General features: G+C 37.1%; 20 protein-coding genes. 7 read left to right on the top strand and 13 right to left on the bottom strand.

Going from position 1 to position 18,408, the window contains the following annotated elements:
• Position 1 precedes the first annotated feature (1 nt).
• Positions 2-166 (bottom strand): hypothetical protein, encoded by a 165-nt coding sequence (locus tag BMS_RS17595; protein ID WP_157765698.1) that lies wholly within the window; start codon positions 164-166, stop codon positions 2-4.
• 256 nt (positions 167-422) lie between these two features.
• Here BMS_RS17595 and BMS_RS06340 point away from each other — a divergent pair, with 256 nt between their 5' ends.
• Positions 423-983, top strand: a complete 561-nt coding sequence (locus BMS_RS06340; RefSeq protein ID WP_014243977.1) for a tRNA-uridine aminocarboxypropyltransferase — start codon at positions 423-425, stop codon at positions 981-983.
• Here the strand turns inward: BMS_RS06340 and BMS_RS06335 are convergent.
• From BMS_RS06335 to trmFO, 8 genes are all read right to left on the bottom strand, one after another.
• On the bottom strand, positions 970-1,323 hold the full coding sequence (locus BMS_RS06335; protein WP_014243976.1) for a hypothetical protein: 354 nt from the start codon (positions 1,321-1,323) through the stop codon (positions 970-972). The two genes, BMS_RS06340 and BMS_RS06335, sit on opposite strands and share 14 nt — an antisense overlap.
• 130 nt (positions 1,324-1,453) lie before the next feature.
• Positions 1,454-2,377 (bottom strand): MerR family transcriptional regulator, encoded by a 924-nt coding sequence (locus BMS_RS06330; protein ID WP_044557352.1) that lies wholly within the window; start codon positions 2,375-2,377, stop codon positions 1,454-1,456.
• Between the two features lie 55 nt (positions 2,378-2,432).
• Positions 2,433-3,071, bottom strand: a complete 639-nt coding sequence (locus tag BMS_RS06325; RefSeq protein WP_014243974.1) for an alpha-ketoglutarate-dependent dioxygenase AlkB family protein — start codon at positions 3,069-3,071, stop codon at positions 2,433-2,435.
• Positions 3,029-4,024 carry an amino acid ABC transporter substrate-binding protein gene (locus tag BMS_RS06320; RefSeq protein ID WP_044557351.1) on the bottom strand — a complete coding sequence of 332 codons (996 nt, stop codon included), beginning with the start codon at positions 4,022-4,024 and terminating at the stop codon, positions 3,029-3,031. The genes BMS_RS06325 and BMS_RS06320 overlap by 43 nt, the downstream gene beginning before the upstream one ends.
• 7 nt (positions 4,025-4,031) lie before the next feature.
• Complete coding sequence (locus BMS_RS06315) at positions 4,032-5,123, bottom strand: glycosyltransferase family protein (RefSeq protein WP_014243972.1); 1,092 nt, start codon at positions 5,121-5,123, stop codon at positions 4,032-4,034.
• An 8-nt stretch (positions 5,124-5,131) separates the two neighbouring features.
• The gene (locus BMS_RS06310; RefSeq protein WP_014243971.1) at positions 5,132-6,103 is read right to left on the bottom strand and encodes an NAD-dependent epimerase/dehydratase family protein; all 972 of its coding nucleotides are present in this window, start codon (positions 6,101-6,103) and stop codon (positions 5,132-5,134) included.
• A gap of 112 nt (positions 6,104-6,215) precedes the next feature.
• Positions 6,216-7,022, bottom strand: coding sequence for a DMT family transporter (locus tag BMS_RS06305; protein ID WP_014243970.1), 807 nt, complete (start codon positions 7,020-7,022; stop codon positions 6,216-6,218).
• Complete coding sequence (gene trmFO / locus BMS_RS06300) at positions 7,023-8,390, bottom strand: methylenetetrahydrofolate--tRNA-(uracil(54)-C(5))-methyltransferase (FADH(2)-oxidizing) TrmFO (protein WP_014243969.1); 1,368 nt, start codon at positions 8,388-8,390, stop codon at positions 7,023-7,025.
• Positions 8,391-8,462: 72 nt separating this feature from the next.
• Here trmFO and nadE point away from each other — a divergent pair, with 72 nt between their 5' ends.
• Both nadE and BMS_RS06290 read left to right on the top strand, forming a co-directional pair.
• On the top strand, positions 8,463-10,199 hold the full coding sequence (nadE, locus tag BMS_RS06295) for an NAD(+) synthase (protein ID WP_014243968.1): 1,737 nt from the start codon (positions 8,463-8,465) through the stop codon (positions 10,197-10,199).
• A gap of 15 nt (positions 10,200-10,214) precedes the next feature.
• Entirely contained in the window at positions 10,215-10,766 is a 552-nt protein-coding gene (locus tag BMS_RS06290) for a hypothetical protein (RefSeq protein WP_014243967.1), read from the top strand.
• Between the two features lie 40 nt (positions 10,767-10,806).
• Here BMS_RS06290 and BMS_RS06285 read toward each other — a convergent pair whose 3' ends face one another.
• The gene (locus BMS_RS06285) at positions 10,807-11,178 is read right to left on the bottom strand and encodes a response regulator (protein WP_014243966.1); all 372 of its coding nucleotides are present in this window, start codon (positions 11,176-11,178) and stop codon (positions 10,807-10,809) included.
• A gap of 3 nt (positions 11,179-11,181) precedes the next feature.
• A complete protein-coding gene (locus BMS_RS06280) occupies positions 11,182-12,648 on the bottom strand; it encodes a response regulator (RefSeq protein WP_014243965.1) in 1,467 nt (488 codons plus the stop codon).
• Between the two features lie 184 nt (positions 12,649-12,832).
• On the opposite strand from BMS_RS06280, the gene BMS_RS06275 reads away from it, so the two are divergent.
• From BMS_RS06275 to BMS_RS06265, 3 genes are read left to right on the top strand one after another with little or no spacing between them, the layout of a single operon-like run.
• A complete protein-coding gene (locus BMS_RS06275) occupies positions 12,833-13,141 on the top strand; it encodes an Hpt domain-containing protein (RefSeq protein ID WP_014243964.1) in 309 nt (102 codons plus the stop codon).
• Between the two features lies 1 nt (position 13,142).
• Complete coding sequence (locus BMS_RS06270) at positions 13,143-13,823, top strand: response regulator (protein WP_014243963.1); 681 nt, start codon at positions 13,143-13,145, stop codon at positions 13,821-13,823.
• A gap of 2 nt (positions 13,824-13,825) precedes the next feature.
• Entirely contained in the window at positions 13,826-14,533 is a 708-nt protein-coding gene (locus tag BMS_RS06265; protein ID WP_014243962.1) for a response regulator transcription factor, read from the top strand.
• On the opposite strand, the gene BMS_RS06260 is transcribed toward BMS_RS06265, so the two are convergent.
• On the bottom strand, positions 14,530-14,901 hold the full coding sequence (locus BMS_RS06260; protein WP_044557350.1) for a response regulator: 372 nt from the start codon (positions 14,899-14,901) through the stop codon (positions 14,530-14,532). The genes BMS_RS06265 and BMS_RS06260 overlap by 4 nt on opposite strands.
• Before the next feature lie 9 nt (positions 14,902-14,910).
• The gene (locus tag BMS_RS06255; protein WP_044557348.1) at positions 14,911-16,083 is read right to left on the bottom strand and encodes an ankyrin repeat domain-containing protein; all 1,173 of its coding nucleotides are present in this window, start codon (positions 16,081-16,083) and stop codon (positions 14,911-14,913) included.
• Between the two features lie 150 nt (positions 16,084-16,233).
• Here BMS_RS06255 and BMS_RS06250 point away from each other — a divergent pair, with 150 nt between their 5' ends.
• A complete protein-coding gene (locus BMS_RS06250; protein WP_044557942.1) occupies positions 16,234-18,408 on the top strand; it encodes an amino acid permease in 2,175 nt (724 codons plus the stop codon).

Genomic DNA, 18,408 nt, shown 5'->3' with positions numbered 1-18,408 from the left:
CCTACTTGGCCCTTGCTACTTTTGTTTCTTGAAGAAGCTCATCCTCTAGATGATTAATTTTTACGATTTCGGCCTCGTTTTCTTCTTCCTTAACGTGCCATTGCGGTTTTCTAAGTAGAGATTCACTTTCAATTTCTTCTAGTCTCATTCTCTCTTTTAAGCTCATAATCACTCCTTGCTATAACCTTATCTCTTTCGTGAGTTCTTTCATTTTCTCAATATCAACTCAATCAAAGATATTTAGAATACCAGTAGTCTTTCTTAAAGTCAATGTAAGAACTATTAACAAATCTTATACATTGATAGTTAACTAATTGAAATCTTGAAATTGAGCAGCTCTTTGTCTAAGTGTAAGATTTAAATAGATTATGGACAGAAGGCCCTAGGCCATTTAGATTACTAGAACTAAATGTAGGTATGAAATGAGTCGTGAATATTGTCCCAAATGTGAAAAGGCCCTTGGGGGTTGTATTTGTAAGTATGCAACTGAAGTTGCAAATGACTCATTTATAACAATTCTAAGACACCCAAGTGAAATTAAAAATATAAAAGGGACAGCTGGTATTTTAAAGCTATCACTACAAAGAATTCGTCTCATAGACTCAGAGATTTTCGAGAAAGATGATGTCTTATTGAAAGACTTTGAAAATATCTTAATTTATCCGAGTGAGTCTTCGTGTGAGCTTACACAAATGAACTTCTCCAAAAATAAATCTTATAATTTTATCTTCATAGATGGAACTTGGAAAAAGGCCTTTAAGATATTTCAACTTAACTCGTTCTTGAGTGAAATTCCCTGCATTCATTTAGAATTAGAAAGAGTTTCCAGTTATTCAAAAATTAGAAAACAAAGAGAGGGTGGCTTTAGTACACTTGAGGCCGTGACAGAAGTTCTTTCCTTTGTAGACAATACTCCACTAGAGAATTTAGAAAATAATTTTAAGTCTTTTATAAATGATCTAAGTAAATTTACTGATTCTTAAGATCAATCCCTTGAATCTTATCGGCAATACTCGCATTCGCCCGTGAGCCAGGGCAAGGGGTCTTAGAGTATGTGAAGATAGATCTATTATTAAAATAAGTTGGATCTTTCTCTCCTTGATAAATCCAATAACGATCATACCAAGTAGAAATTTTTAAATTCGATTCAGTAATTCCCTCGATTCTATAAATCCTCTCTTCACTCTTTGCATAGCTGGCATAATTATTGTGAACTTCTTTAAAACATTGCCCAACAGTATACTTATCTAAAGGTGACTTCTTTAGACAAGAAGTGAAAAGGCAAAGGATAAAGAATGTAGAAGTTATGGAAGCAAGATTCATAAATATATTCTCTAAAAAGATTCGTTTAAATATAACGGCATTTACTTTTAGAAAATAAGGAGTTTTTATAAGAAATACTCTGATTTCAAAAATCTCAAAGAGTTACCAATGGTGGATTAAAAGACTTGTCTTAGCTTTGTCCAAGCTCTTTTAAACAAGTGTCTAAGTGAAATAAATCAGTAATTGATCTAAAGTTTTCACTAGATGAAACTTGTGAGTCTGAAATCTTCTGAGCTCCACTCACCCACAGACTACAATCTAAATCTAATTTCTTATGTAGCTGTTCTATATAGCTCTTTGATTTATCAGATCGAATTGATAGGAGAATAATATTTGCTTCAAATGACTTTGTTGCATCTATAAGTGGTGCCAATGGAAGATTAGATCCTAGGTAGTAGAACTTTACTCCGTAGTGAGAACACAAAAGAGAAAATAAGATAATATCAAATTCATCTAACTCACCACTAGGTGTAGCAATAGAGAGGGAGTTTGGATTCTTGCTCTTATTCTCGTAGCTCTCATAAATGATATCGCCCACATGAAACTTTACCATCGATAATAGAGCGTGCTCTTGAGCAATAGAGAGTTTTTTAAGCTCCACTCTATGTCTTAATTCTTCTAAGAGAGGAGAGAGGATTTTTAGCGCTAAGTCTCTAGAGCTTAATGAGTTTTTTAAAATTCCAATTTCCTTGGATAAGACCTCTATTTGATAATTTCCAATGGCCTCTAAAACTTTTTTAAGAGAGTTATTCACTTCGACAGAAGAGCTTACTTTGAATTTTTCTCTCTTTGTTACAACTCTAGTTTTTCCCATCTTTGAAAGTAGGGACTTTAATTCGGAGATATCTTTATTTGCAATGGATCCAATACTATTGCCTAGGGCGCAGAGCTCATTTAAGATTTGGAGCTTTTCAATATCGTCATCACTATAGAGTCTTCTGCCGGTAGAACTTCTAGCAGGAACAACTGCAAGATAGCGCTTCTCCCAAGCTCTCAATGTGTGAGTTCCAACTCCAGATAAGTTTGAGGCAATTTTAATATTGTATTTACCCATTTTCTTACTCCTAATCACCTAGTAATGTATAAGAGTTGTCTAAGGTTATCAAGATTTATTGGTGAACAAAACGAAATGTTAAACTAATTCTCTCATCTTCAAATACTTTGGATTTAGGAATTTGATGGAGCCACTCTCTTTGTGTTGGAGGGTGCATTATGAGCAGGCTTCGTCCCTGTAGATTTATTTTAATTAACTCACCTGACTTTCTATTCTTAAGGGAGAAAACTCTCGGTCCTCCAAAACTAGCACAGGCAATGGTTGGATTTGGCCCAAGACTCTTCTCATCATCACTGTGCCAAGAGACATAGTCGCTACCATCTCTATAGTAATTCGCAAGCATTCCATTAAAGCGAGTGCTTACCTTTTCTTCTATCTCATCTTTGATTTTAATTAACTCACTTGACCAATCATTGCGAGGAAGATGAATATTGGAATACTCGTAATTAATACCTTGGTCGCCATACCAGCAGTGTAACCTAGGAATAGGATTTGTTTTACCAAAGATTGTAATTAAATCCTTCCTCCAATTAAGCTTCTCTTTTAAATAGGAAAACTCATCATCTTTAAAAAAGTTTGGATAGTATTCGATCATACCATCTAAGAAAGATTCTACTTCACTCTCAAAGACAAAGCTTCCCTGACCCATACTTACTTCATTGGCGGAGAATAGAGAATACCACCATCTTTCCAAAGAGAGTTAAGTCCGCGTGGGATTTTTAGATTGCTATCGCGCCCTAGGTTTCGGTGAAAAACCTCAGAGTAATTCCCAATCTTAGAAATGATATTTCCCGTCCACCCATTTGAGACACCAAGCATTTTCTCAAAATTGAAGCCCTCCCCAAAGAAGCGCTTCACTCTAGGGTCAGCGCTTGTTTTCATTGCTTCAATATTAGATGAGCTAACACCTAATTCCTCTGCCCAAATTAAACTATAAATAGTCCAATCAACTAGGTTCTTCCATCTTCTATCGCCAGATAAAATGACAGGGGCAAGAGGTTCTTTTTCAATTCGCTCAGATAAGAGAGTAAAACTTTTTGAATTTTGAAAGTGATTTTTCTCAGAAATTAATGTCGTCACATCAGAAGTGAGAGCAATACAGCGCTTCTTTAAAAAACCTAATACTAATTGATCATTATTATCGAAGCGAACTTGTCTAAGTCGTAGATTGTGATGCTTGAAGTAATCTATTAAGTTCTGTTGTGTGGTCGTATTATTCTTTACACAAATTTTCTTATTATCGAGATCTTTAATTTTCTTAATCTTTGATCTCTTCGAAACTAATATTCCCTGAGTATCAAAGTAAACAACGGGGGCAAACTCAATATCTCTTGTAACCTCTCTTGAAAAGGTTCTCGAGGTATTTCTACTTAGAATATCAATTTGCTTCTTGGCCAAAGAGTTAAACCTCTCCCCTAGGGAAGTTGGAATAAATTTAACTTTTTGAGTGTCATTAAAAATAGCGACAGCAATGGCCTTGCAGATATCCACATCAAAGCCCTTCCACTCACCTTTTTCATTGGGAATAGAGAAGCCTGTTAGCCCTTCACTTACACCACAGTTTAAGTGTCCGCGCTTTTTTATTTCAGAAATAGTGGAGGCCCAACTAAGAGAAGTAAGTAGTAAAAAGGTAAAGATAATTTTCATTACAACCTCAATGGCAGCAATCGGCCGCTTCGTGAGTATGTTCAACATGTGTTAAGTGATCAATCTCTCTTCTTACAGCAGACTTAAACTTAATGTCGTGAAAGTTTGTCGCAATATTATAGAGCTTTCTTCTATCGAATGTGTGAAATAAATTATTCATATCCTTTACGGCATCAATAACATTTTCAAAGCCACCATCAGTCCAGAGAATACCAAAATCTCCCAAGTAACTTTGATAATTTTCACTCTTCTTCAAGATAGCAGGTCTACCACTAGAGAGAGCCTTGAGGGCATCTTCAGGAAAGGCTCCCTCAGATAAATCTATGAGACATCTGGCATTGCCAAGCATTGGTGCTAACTCACCAGAGCACTTCACGCCCAAGAAACGAGGATCGTCATCAGTATACTTTAATCCAGCTAAATGAGAATCTTCACCAAAGAAGATATACTTCATATCATATTGTCCCATAAAGCTAATGAGCTCTACAGCACACTTCTCACTCATTCCTTTTGCATTTATTGCATAGTAATTAAATTCCTTCCCCTCCATAGGAGTTAGAGGATAATCTGCAATATTGAAAGGAGGTGCAATAACTTTTACAACTCCAGAATAAAAAGACTCGACGAATTCTTTAACACTTTCATTGGGAACCCAAATCTCGTCACTCATGCAAAGGGCCTTCTTAGACCACTTCGCGACATAAGAGTTAAAGAGCTTTTCTCTAAGAACTTTCTTCTTTCTATTTAAATAATAATGGTCATAGAAGTATGTTATTAGCTTTGTATTTTCACACTTTCTAATCCCCTGAGACATACCATTTGAGATATTGATAATGACATCAACAGTACATGGAATAAATAGGTTTACAGCAGCGTTTGGAACTAAGAATGAGTTGCGCGCCAGGTGCTCTCTATCTTTGATTTTATGAGAGAGATAAGTTGAGTGAATCTTTCGAAGCTCAACTGTCCCCAGCATGGCCTTCTCTTTGTGGACGAGAGTATAAATCTCGGCGTCTTCATAGACAAGGCCTAGGCTTTCGACAATCTCAGTGTAATGATCTCTAACTAGTAAATCGTCACAGCTAATAGCGATCTTCAAAATATCTCCTACAGACTTTTAAAGTATTCTGTTGTTCTTTTAATTCCCTCTTCAAAGCTAATCTTAGGAGCGTAGTCACTTACACTTTGTAGCTTTGTGAGGTCAGGTCTTCTTCTCTTTGGATCATCTTTTGGAAGATCTTTGAAAACGATTTTAGACTTACTATCTAGTGCCTTAATAATAAACTTTGCAGCATCTAAAATAGTGTACTCATCTGGGTTTCCACAATTAAATGGAGTTGGATCATCAGAGAACATAACGTTGTGAATAGCATCCACAAGGTCAGTAACGTAGCAGAATGATCTTGTCTGGCTACCGTCACCGTAAACAGTAATATCTTCTCCGTTCATGGCCTGATTAATAAAGTTTGGAATAACTCTTCCATCATTTGGTCTCATTCTTGGACCATATGTATTGAAGATTCTAATAATTCTTGTGTCTAATCCAAATTTCTTATGAAAACTCATTGTCATTGCTTCTGCAAATCTCTTTGATTCATCATAACAAGCTCTTGGACCAAGTGTATTTACATGACCAACATAGTCCTCTGTCTGAGGGTGAACTTCTGGATCACCATAAACTTCACTTGTAGAAGCTTCTAAGAAGCGGGCCTTCTTCTCTAGCGCCAATTCTAGAAGGGCCAAAGTTCCCTCACTATTTACACGCATAATTTCCATTGGAATTAAACCAAAGTCTATTGGAGAAGCTGGAGAAGCAAGTGAGAAGATATAATCGATCTCTACTCCACTAAAGTCAGGTAGTTTTTCATAAATATTACATTCGTGAAAAGTGAAGTTCTCATACTTATTTAAGATATCCACGTTTGACTGACTTCCAGTAATGAAATTGTCTAGGCCAATAACTTTTGCATCTAAGTTTAAATAAAATTCACAAAGAGTTGATGGAACAAAACCTGCGGCTCCAGCAACAAGAATTGTTTTTCCCTTAAGTGATGTTGGTAATTGTACCTTTGTACTCATTATATATTCTCCAATAATTTCAGTAATGTCGTAACTGTATCACAGTTGACCCGATAAGTAATAATATGCCACCTAAAATCTGCCAAAAAGTCAGTGCTTGATTGAGGAAGAGCTAATTAACTAATACCGCGCAAAAGGGAAAGAACATCTCCGCAATGGCCCCAACTCTCGCTGAAACGAGCTTGAGACCCTTATAGTAGATATACATTCCTAGCAGTCCAGAAATGACAACCATGGCCAAGATCTTAGACCAAGTCATCACATTAGTATCCATTTCAATTTCACCCGTCAGTAAGATCGGAAAGAGACAAATAAGGCCCATAGCGAACCTTCCCGCCATAATCTCCTGCTCTTTAAATCCACAACTTGAAAGCTTTTTTCCAAACACAGTGGAACAGCCCCAACTAAAGACGGCGAGAAAAGTTAATCCATAGCCGACAAGAAACTTTTGATCGAGAAGTCCTTTGTCAAAGCTCACATCTTTAAGCCCACTGGCAATATCGTGATAAGAAATCATACCTCCACCAATTAAGCAGACAATGGCCCAAATGATGAAGTCCTTTCTCATCTTTTCCTTTAAAACAATCGCCGCCATGGTGATGGCAATAATAGGTTGGAATTTTTGTAAGAGAATAACTAGAGAAGGATTGATTAAAGAAAAGGCCCTAGTAAAAGATAGAGTTCCGATGGCCGATCCAAGACCCCCAATAATTAAAAAGTAAAAGACGTAGGCGACGCGCGCACTCCAGAATAATTTAATTTTCCTTAGAAATAGTGGAATGAAAATAATCGTAAGAATTAAGTGCTCAGTAAATACAATACGGCTCGCAGAAATTCCCTCACCTAGCATTGGATACCTAATCAACGTATCTAAGGCCCATAAAAGGCAGGCAATTAATATATAGAAAACACCTTGCATTTAGTTATTCTCACTCATGAATTGATCAAATGATTCGCGGGCCCTTTGTGATGCCTTTGCTTTTTTGAGCTTCTTTCTACCTTTTCTATTCTTTCTCTCTTCCTTAGTCAGAGGGATCGTCGGTAGAAGCCCAAAGTTAATATTAGACGGACTAGGCTTTGGAACTGTCATAATATAGTTAACGAGTGCTCCGACACCAGTATCAACTGGCCACTGAACAGGAGCCTTTCCCTCTAGCTTTCTCAGTACTTGCCAAGCAGCGTAGAGTCCCATGGACGCACTCTCTGTATAACCTTCAACTCCAGTAATCTGCCCAGCGAAGTGAATTGTTTCATATTTCTTAGAGCTTAAATCGAAGTTTAATAATTTTTTAGAATTCAAAAAACTATTGCGGTGAACTGAACCCAAGTGAATAAAGCTCGCCTCTTCAAAACCAGGGATCTTTCTAAATACTCTCACCTGTTCTTTATAAGTAAGTCTTGTTTGAAAGCCCACTAAGTTAAATGCACTTCCAAGTAAGTTCTCTTTTCTTAATTGAACACAGGCATATGGTAGTGTTCCGTCACTCTTTTCTAAACCAATTGGTTTCATACAAGAGAAGCGTGCAGTATCGACTCCTCGCTCGGCCATAATGTCCACCGGCAGACAGCTCTCAAAGAATTTATAATCTTCAAAATTTTGGGCCGGAACTTTCTGAGCATTAACAAGCTCAGCAATAAAGTCTTCATATTGCTCTTTATTCATTGGCGCGTTTAGATAATCCGCAGACTCTCCCTCTTCCTCACTCAACTCTTTGTGACGATCTTTGAAATAGAGCTTCGAATAATCCAGTGTATCGGCATCCACAACAGGAGCGATGGCGTCGTAGAAGTAGAAATCCTCTTCTGTAAGATCCTGAGTCAGCCATTTTTCAAGTTTTTCAGTGGTCAAAGGCCCAGTGGCAACAATTGTATAAGCGCATTCAAATCTCTTTTGCAGCTCAAGAGGGTTTGCGGCTTCTTCAGCAAAGATCTCAATATTTTCATGCTCGTGTAGCCCTTTAGTGATTGCGGCCGAGAACTCTTCTCTATTAACGGCTAAAGCATCTCCCGCTGGAACAGCGTATTCCATCCCTTTAGATAGAATATAAGAGCCCATTGCATTCATTTCATATTTTAAGAGTCCATGACCAGTATCAGGAGACATACTTTTTAAAGAATTGGTACATACTAGCTCAGCGTAGGTTTTCATCTTTTGCGCTGGATTTAAGAAGAGAGTTTTGCACTCAACGAGTACAACTTTCACACCACGAGATGCTAAGAACATCGCTGCGTCACAGCCCGCAAGACCCGCACCAATAACTAGAACTTTTTGACCTTCAAATTTCATTTTTCACTCTACTGTTTTTTCGTCTAAAATATGATAAATACAAAGCGAGAATTTACCTTTTAGGACGCGGACATGCAAATAAACATCCAACAAACTCACCATACAATTGGCGATTTTGATGCCATTTTTACATATATTGAAAACTTATTGAGGGACAATCAAGGAAGTGGAGAGCTCTTTATCTTTCCCGAGCTCTTTTTAACGGGCTATCCCCTACAGGACCTCTGCCTCCAAAGGTCATTTATTGAGCGCTATAATGACTTTTTAGAGAAACTAAACGCTCTGCAAGATAAGTTGAACCCTACTCTGCTACTAGGTGGATTAGACTACGAGATGGACAGTGAGGGATTACCGTTAAGAATTAGAAATGTTATTTTTGAATTTGGACCAAAGCCCCTAGAACCTATTTACACAAAGAAGCTCTTACCAAATTACGATATTTTCGACGAGCAGAAGTATTTTAGCGCTGGTAGTGAGAGCTGTATTTACCAATTTAGAGACAAGAAATTTGGTCTATTGATCTGCGAAGATATGTGGATGAGCAGTATGCACAGCACAGACCCAGTCAAAGAATTATACGAACTCACAGAAAATGAAGATATCACTCTCGATGGAGTCATCAACTTATCTGCATCCCCTTTTTACCTAGGAAAAGATAAGACCAGACTCATTAGGGCCTCTGAGATCTCTACATTATTTTGTTGCCCTTTCTTCTATACCAATAGAGTTGGCGGAGAAGATGAAATTCTCTTCGACGGTTCTAGTTTTGTAGTTAATGGAAGTAGTGTCACTCACCGTGCAAAATTCTACCAACCAGATATTTTAAAAATTGAGATGAGTAAATTCTCACCTGTTGAAAAATCTCTGAGGGCCCTAAGTGATAGAGTGAACTCATGGGAATCTCTCTTTAAGGCCAATATTACTAAGAATGAACAAGGACAATACCGCATCCCAGAGCTCAGCGATCAGGACTGCGAAGAGATCCTGCAATCACTGCGCTTTGGAATACAAGAATATGCTAGAAAATCAGGCTTTAAGAATTTCGATGTGGCCCTTTCCGGTGGAATAGATTCGGCCCTTGTCCTCGCTGTAATGAAACTCTCCCTTGAAGAAGATCAAAACCTCGAGGCGATCTTCATGCCTGGCTTTTTCTCAGCAACCATGAGTTACGACCTCTCGTTTGAAATGTGTAAGAAGATTGGCGTAAAGTTAACGACTTTCCCTATTAAATTTGCTCACAGCTCACTGAGAACACAATATCAAGATGTCTTTAAAGACCCGATGGAAGGTCTTTGTGATGAAAATATTCAAAGTAGACTCAGAGGTGCCATCCTCTACGCAAGGTCTAACCAGAGAAATTCCATGGTTCTCAATACATCTAATAAATCTGAATTAAGTGTTGGCTACTCCACTCTCTATGGAGATAGTGTTGGGGCCATTAGTCCACTAGGAGACCTCTACAAGTCAGAAGTCTTCGCACTTTCTCGCTATATTAACAAGCAGTACGGAGAAATTATTCCTGTGGGAATCATTGATCGCCCACCATCGGCAGAGTTGAGAGAAGATCAAGAAGACTCTCAATCTCTTCCAGAGTATCCCGTTCTTGATACAATTCTTGAAGGAATATTATCTTACCGACTAAGCACAAAAAACCTCATAGAAATGGGACTTGATGCCGATGAGGTAAGTAAAGTTTTCAAACTGTATACACGAAGCGAATATAAGAGAAAACAATTCTGTCCAATTATAAAAATAAAGGCTAAAAGCTTTGGAACAGGATATAGAATTCCAATTTGTAAAAAGAATTAACCTTAGGAGTAACAAATGGATTTTAAAGTTCAAGATTTTATGAAGCAATTAAAGAATGTCGGTAAAGACATTGAAGAAATTGTAAAAAACAACGAGCTAAAAGATGTACAAAAACAAGTTAAGAGTTTTGTAAAAAAAGCTGAAAAAGACGTGAAAAACTTAGTTGAAAAGGACGTAAACCTCCTTCTTAAGAAGTTTGAAGCTGAAAAGAAGAGGATTGAAAAAGTTGTAGATAAGACTGTTCAATCTGAAATCAAGAAAGCGAAGTCTTTTGTAGATGAGCAAATGAAAGAGCTCTCTAAATTACAGAAGCAAGTTGAGAAGTACGTATCTAAGAATACAGCTACAACTAAGAAGAAAAAGAAGGCCACGACTTCTTCAGTCAAAAAGAAAAAGACTACTAAGAAGAAAGTGACAAAGAAAAAGTCTGTTGCAAAGAAAGCGACTAAGAAAGCGGCGTCTACTTCTGCTTCAAAGAAGAAGACGACCAAGAAAAAGGCCACACCTAAGAAGAGAGCCGTTTCTAAGAAAACGAGCTCAAGTAAAGCTCCAGCAAAAAAGAAATAAGAGAATAAAAGAAAAGAGAGGCTTAAGTCCTCTCTTTTTTTTAACCTGCCGCTTTAACAGAATACTTTTCGATATAATTTAAGAAATCTTCCCTAAGAATCGGCTTTTTAAGATAGTCATCAAATGATGATTTTTGAATCTTCTCTACTTCATCTTTAGAAGTATGAGCAGTTAGAGCACAAACAAAGAGCTCCTTTCCATTTTTAATATCACGGACACTTTCTAAGACTTCAAAGCCATCTTTACCGGGCATCTGAATATCTAGAAAGAAGAGATCAAAACATTCTTGCTGAAGAAGGGACATTGCCTCGTCTGGCTTTGAAACCATCGTAAAATCATCTTGAGACTTCTTAGCGTATATCTTAAGTAAATTGAGATTATCTACACTGTCATCTAAAAGTAAAATTCTCATTATCTACCTACCGTTTAAAAAAGATAAAATAAAAGTTGTCCCAAAATCTTCTTCACTTTCGACATCAACTCTTCCACCGTGTTTTTCCATAATATCTTTTACGATGGAAAGACCAAGTCCTGTACTCTTTTGCCCCTCTAGACCTTCACGGCCAACACCAGACATTCTATAAAATAATTTCTCTAAATGTTCCTCGGGGATTCCAATACCTGAATCTGAGATACTACATTTTATAAAGTCACCCTCTTCCCAAATTCGAGTCTCAATCTTACCACCAGTTGGTGTAAATTTGTGAGCATTAGAATAAATATTTGAAAACACCCTTCGAAGCATTGCTAGATTGCCACGAATGATAGGCTTCTTAGTATCAATTGTGAGTTTATATTCAAACTCTTTACGGGACGTCCCTTTAACTTGCTTTAAAATATACTCAACAACTTTTACTAGCTCTATTTCCTCTAGTTCAATTTCTCCATTTAAATGAACTTCAGTGCAAGATAAAATATCATTTACGAGAGTGAGTAAATCCCTAGAGGCATGATTAATAATTTCAATATACTCTCTAGACTCATCATCAACTTGAGCATCTTCTTTTAAAACATCGGAGTAGCCAATAATAGAGTTTAGCGGCGTCTTCAAGTCGTGCGAACATACGGCAAGGAATTGATCTTTGACATTACTTAAGTTCTTCAGCTCTTCAATATAGACGTTTAAAGACCTCGTATTTTGAGAACTCTCGAGTTGAAGCTTCATCTTTGTATAAAGCTCTTCTTTTAAATAAGGCTTAGAAATATAGTCGTTACCACCACTGCGATAAAATTCTAATATCTCTTCTTTCTCCAGTGTAGAAGAAGTGAAAATGATAGGGAGCTCTTTCAGCCCTAGTTCATTCCTAATCTTCTTAGTTAATTCAGCACCATTCATTTTTGGCATTAAGTAATCGACAAGAAGTAGATCAGCAGTATCAGTAGATAAGTACTTTAAACATTCATCTCCAGATTCAAACCAATTCACAACTGAGCCCATATTCTCAACATATGAAGAAACAATTCTGGCAGAAGTTCTATCATCTTCAACTACAACAATCTTTGCACCTTTCCATACAAGATCGGGCTCTAAGAGATTTCTTGAAATTTTGATAATTTTTGCAAGGTTGGTTCTTTCAACAAAATCATTACCTCCACAAGAGATTGATTCCACTCTCTTTGTAATGTCATCAGTATCACCGAGAAAAAGAATTGGCGTTGCAGATAGATTGTAATCTATAACTCTAGAGCTTCTAATCATCTTCGCAATTTCATATCCGTGTTCGTCGGCAGGAAGAAGAAAAAGATTGGAACATTTATGTTCAACAAAATCAGTTACTTCATCCCTATTGGCAAATGAGTAGACGGTATATCCTTTGCTAGAGAAAGTCTCTTGGATACGCTCAGTTGAAAAGTCTCTGTGTTTGATAATTACAATATTCATTCGCTTATATTCTATCGGAAAAAGGCCAGTAAACTAAATTAATTTTAGCATATAAAGAGCTGAAAATACTTACTAGTTAAGAAATCTTGAGGAAAAATTGTTATTGAATCTATAGAGTCATGGCAGAATAGAGAGGTGCTCATAGGAATTCAATGAATTAGAAGAATTTAGACTGGAGGTAATAGTGGAATCTTTTACTGTAGAAATTGATATTGATCTCGAAGATATCGTACCTGGCTTTCTGGAGAATAGAAGAAACGATATCGTAGATCTAGAATCCTTTTATGAAAAAAGGGAGTATCTTGAACTTGAGAGAATTGGACACAAAGTTAGCGGTAGTTCAGGCGGCTATGGTTTTCATCAACTTGGAAAGATTGCAAAAGCAATTGAGCTCGTTGCCCAAGAAAAGAAAGATGATGAGCTCAGCAAATTAATCGATGATTTTAAGAGCTATGTAGAAAACGTTCAAGTATCTTTTGTAAAGGTAGGTTAACTTGAAGGAAACGAAGAAATACATTCTCGTTGTTGATGACGATCTAGATATTCTCGTATTCTGTGAAAAGATTCTCTCCAATATAGGAGTGGTTGTACTAAAGGCAACAAATACTGAAGATGCCCTTAAGAAAATTCTTGAGTATGCTCCTCATATGGTTCTCCTTGATATTAATCTTGAAAACGAGGCAGGATTTAAATTACTGGACTCATTAAAAGAGAGAGAGATTCTACAATATTTAAAAATTTATATGATCTCTAGTGAGAAGTCTAAAGAGTCCATTCTCCTCTCAAAGAAATATGGCGTGCAAGGGTATTTAATTAAACCTCTAAGTAACAATACTTTGGTGAATACTGTAAAAAGGTTTTCCAAAGAAAGTGCACTCCCCACCTATACACCAGTTGATGAATCCAAGCTCGCAAAGGTTTATGTTCCTGCTGAAATTATAAAGTTTAATGAAATATCTTTCGTACTAAGATCAAGAGTTAAGTTCATGACTAAGGAGAATATAGAAATAGAGAGCCAGTTCTTTAGAGATATGAATATAAAGAAAGGTCATATGAAAATTTATCAGAAATCGAGGGATATTAACCCAGGAATTTATGATACTGTTATGCAAATGATTGGACTTCCCGAAAAAATTCTTCAATCAATTAGAAAACGTCAAAAGAGAAGGATCTAGTTTTGGATAAGAAGAAAATACTCACCATTGATGATGATAGAGATATCAATGTCTTTTTAAAAGATATCCTTGCTGCTGAGGAATACTTTGTGAGAACGACTCTTACGGCTCCAGAGTTCTTTGAAGAATTTAATAAATTCATTCCAGATCTTTGTATTATTGACTTAAACTTAGAAGCTTCTAAGGGTGCTGGTTATGAGATCCTTAGGGCCATAAGAAAGAAGTTTGGTAATCAAATTAAAATTGTCATTGTCTCCAGAAGGTTTGCAGAAGAAGATATTCAAAAAGGTCTCGATTTAGGAGCAGACGACTACATAACTAAGCCTTTAGATAAGACTACTGTTCAGTGTAAGATAAATGCTGTTCTCGGAGATATGTATAAAGAGTCATCGTCTCTTCCCTATTTTGCCGTTCCTGCCACCGCCAGAGAGTCCTACATAGAGTTAGACCTAGATGTCACCTCACTCTATGAAGAAGGAGCGACCTTTAAATCCTATAATTTTATTTCAAAGGGAAACAAAATTAGAATGAGTGGAGAGCTCTTTAAGCGACTGTCAGGAAGGGACTTTGTCTACGCCACTATTGAATCCTGCACTAGGGAAGAAGACTCTATCGGCTATTTGATTAGTGTTAAATTTGATTTTGACGATGAAGAGTTGATGAAAAATATTAGAAAATTTCTCTTAAAAATACCTATCTCACAAGACTAATTCGTATTGGTCATTTTCTTTATTACAGATTCAAAAGTTTCCTTATCAAAAGGCTTATTCATAAAGTAAGTATTTCTTTGATCTGAATCATAGAACTCTTTCAAATAGAGATCATTGGACGAAATATAGATGATTGGTAATTCAATTTTGAGCATCTCTCTAAGCATATCACCCAACTTAAAGCCATTTATATGTTTTAAATTTACATCAATAATAAGTACGTCCGCCTTATTTACTGAGACGAAATCCATGGCCTCAAACTCATTCTCAAAAGAGTGACCATGACCTAGCTGACAATTTTCAATGAACTTATTTAAAAGAGCGACCATTTCAGCGGAATCATCTATAACAATAAACTTTAAATCCATACTCATATCCTAAGCGCTTTCACTCATCAGATAATGTTCAAGCTTCAACTTCTTTAGATAATAGTTAATATTAAAGCCCTCATTATCCCTTACTGCGAGTGAAACTCCCTGTGAAAGTAGATACTTAAATAATACTTCATGTCTTTTAAGCGCTGCAATCATTAAATAGGACTTTCCGTTAACTCTGCGATTTAACGGCGCTCCTGCCTCAACCATAAGCTTAACTAAATCTAAATTGCCTCTAAAAATGGCAAAATATAATGGCTCTCTGCCATCATTATCTTTCACTGTTAGCTTGGCACCTCTTTGAATGAGAAACTCTGCAATTTCATAGAGATCTTTCATTACCGCAAAGTGAAGAGCTGAGAAGCCCCCACGGCAAAGAAGATCAATTTTTATTCCATCATCAAGGGCCTGTGCGACCTCATCTTTACTCTCTAGAAAGACTGATATCATTAAGCGAGAGTAACCAGCATCAGTTCTAGAAAGAGGTCCCTTCTCTCTTAACTCTTCAAGCTCGTGCAGTCTCTTGACTCGCATTACTTCTTCGCGGTCAGGCTCTGAATAGTCTCCACTGACTATGGTAAAGTGCTCATCAAAGTCCTCGTTAAAATTACCAGAGACATGAATATCTTCTTCCTCATCATGCTCACCTCCTCTAACGATTTCCGTTTCCTCAGCTAGAGGCTCATCACCAGAAATCAGTTGAATCGATTCACTTAATTCTTTATGGCCTTTAACATTTATATGCTCTTCACCTATATCTTCTCTTTTTCCTTCAACAAAGTGAGTATCTTCATTTGGGTTAAACTTCTTCTTACCATAAGCAAAACTCTTATAGTCAGATAAGAGATTAACAATATCTTTCTTAGTAAAAGGCTTTGGTAGACAATCTAAAATATTAACATTTTTTTCTACAACTCTTTGACAAAAATCATCTGTAATATGAGAACTCATCAAGAAAATTGGTCTATCACCACTATTTCTTAGGATCCTATGACTGGTCTCATTATCCCCGATAATTATATCTAAGAAAATAAAGGCCACGTCATCATGTTCTAGATGAATGAGAGCTTCTTCTACATCTGTTGCGAAGTGAAGCTTATAGTCTAGGTCTTTGAAGTGGATTTTAAAAAGTCCGTGAATATCTAAATCGTCATCTACAATAAGAATATGTTTCATAAGACTCTCTTCGGAAGGAAGCAAGAATTCGTAAATTTTTATTTAAAATTATGTCTATCTAAAGCTTTGTGGGAGCGCAATGCACAAAATCTTTTTCTGACATATAAAGTCATATATGTAAGAATACTAGACCTAATTCGAGAGGTATTATTGAAAGCATTAGAGAGAAAATTAGGTCTTCTATCTGTAGTGGCCATAAGTATAAGCGCAATGTTGGGAAGTGGGATTTTCGTACTTCCTAGTTTGGCCATCGCTCAAACAGGTCCATCTGTTTGGCTTGCTTACTTACTTGCCTCCCTCTGTGTTCTTCCCGCTTCGATGTCAAAGTCAGAACTTGCTACGGCCATGCCAACTTCAGGTGGAACCTACGTCTACCTAGAAAGAACCTTTGGACCACTTGCTGGAACCGTTGCAGGCCTCGGGCTTTGGCTCTCACTTCTTTTAAAAGCTGCCTTTGCTCTCGTAGGCTTTGGTGCTTATTTAACGATTCTAGCGGACGTTCCTCTCATCACTACCGCGATTATCTCTCTTTTACTGATAACAATCTTAAATATTTTTGGAGTTGGAAAAGTTAGTAGTGCACTAATGGTGGTCGTCGCCATCGCCATAACTTCCCTCATGGCACTAAGTGGAATTAGTATTCCGGTATTAGATAAAGATCTCATGACTCCTTTTATGACTGGGGGCTTTAGCGGTCTTATGTCTTCTACTGCTCTTGTCTTTGTTTCTTATGCGGGTGTTACAAAAGTGGCAGCAATTGCAGAGGAAATAAAGTCTCCAGAGAAGAACCTCCCTAGAGGAATTCTCTTATCACTCTTACTAGTGACTATTATCTACTGTGTAACAACTTTTACTCTCGTTGGAAGTGTTCCAAGTTCAGAGCTCATTGGAAATTATAGACCTCTCTACACAATGGCCCAGACTGTTGGTGGAAAAGGTTTCGCTATCTTTATTTCGATAATTGGTATTCTTACGATGATATCTATGGCCAACGCAGGAATATTGGCCTCTTCGCGTTTTCCTTTTGCAATGGGTAGAGACAGACTCCTACCTGGCGCTATTGGAACGCTTCACAAGAAATACTTAACTCCAGTTTGGAGTATACTTCTCTCTTCAATAATTGTAGCGGCAACAATTCTCTTTATGGACGTAACAAAGATTGCCAAACTGGCCTCAGGCTTTATGCTTCTAATCTACGTCTTTGAAAATATCGCTGTGATTGTTCTTAGGGAAATGAGAGTTCAGTGGTACCGTCCTCAGTTTAAAAGTCCGATGTACCCCTTTTTACAGATCCTAGGAATCCTCAGTGGAGTTGGGCTTCTATTTGGTATGGGATTCATTATTGTCACGGCCATACTTGTTATTTCAATTCCTGGTGTTGCTCTCTTTCTTGCTTATTCAAGAAAGAGAACCACAAGAAGAGGTGTCCTAGGGATACGAGGAAAGAGAAGTGATTTAGTTGATGAAAATGTTAGTTTAACAAACTTTTATGAAAGTATTGACCTCACAAAGGATGCGAAGGTTGTTGTCTCTCTCTTCGGTAATGAGAGAAGTCCTGAGACATTAATTCAAATGGCCGCGGCCATGAGTGAAGGTGAAAACTTAGAGGTTGCTCACTTCACTGAAGTTCCAGAGCAGACAGAGCTCAAAGATTTGAATACGGAAACAGTTTACCTAAGGTCCCTTAGAAGAAGAATTATTGCGATGTCCGTCGAGCAGAATATCCCGATCACTTTTGACCCTATTGCTAGTCACGATATTTCGAGAAGTGTTTTTGAAATTAGTCAAAGGCTCCATTGTCTATGGCTTTTCAAAGAATGGGGAGGCAAGAAACGAGGAAACTTTACGGTTCACAATCCTGTAGGGTGGCTTAGAAATCATCTTCAGTGTAATCTTGCGATCTTTAGAGATGCAGGAGTTCGCTATATTAGAAAAGTATTAGTGATAGTAAATAATAACTGTGACTACGAACTTGTTGTCGATACGGCAGATCACTTTGCAACTATGAATAAAGCTTCACTGGATCTCGTTAAAATTTTCAAAGAGAAAACACCTAAGAATGTTCTAGACGAAGCACAAAATAGATTGGCTTCAATGTGTGAGAGAACAAAAGTTCTTTCAAAGTCCAGAGTTCTTATTTCAAATAAGCCTGTAGAAGATATTATTCAACTCACAGCAGAGTATGACCTCTTTGTCTTTGGGGCTTCTAACCACTCATTTATAAAAGATGTTATTGGTTCTGATGATGATAGACTTATTGCTGGAGCGTCTTGTTCCGTAATCTCAGTGCAAAGTTCTCAAATTATTCATGAAGGTAGGAGCTAA

The sequence above is a fragment of the Halobacteriovorax marinus SJ genome, from assembly GCF_000210915.2.
Taxonomy (GTDB): Bacteria; Bdellovibrionota; Bacteriovoracia; order Bacteriovoracales; family Bacteriovoracaceae; genus Halobacteriovorax; species Halobacteriovorax marinus.
This window is presented reverse-complemented; position numbering and strand designations above follow the sequence as displayed.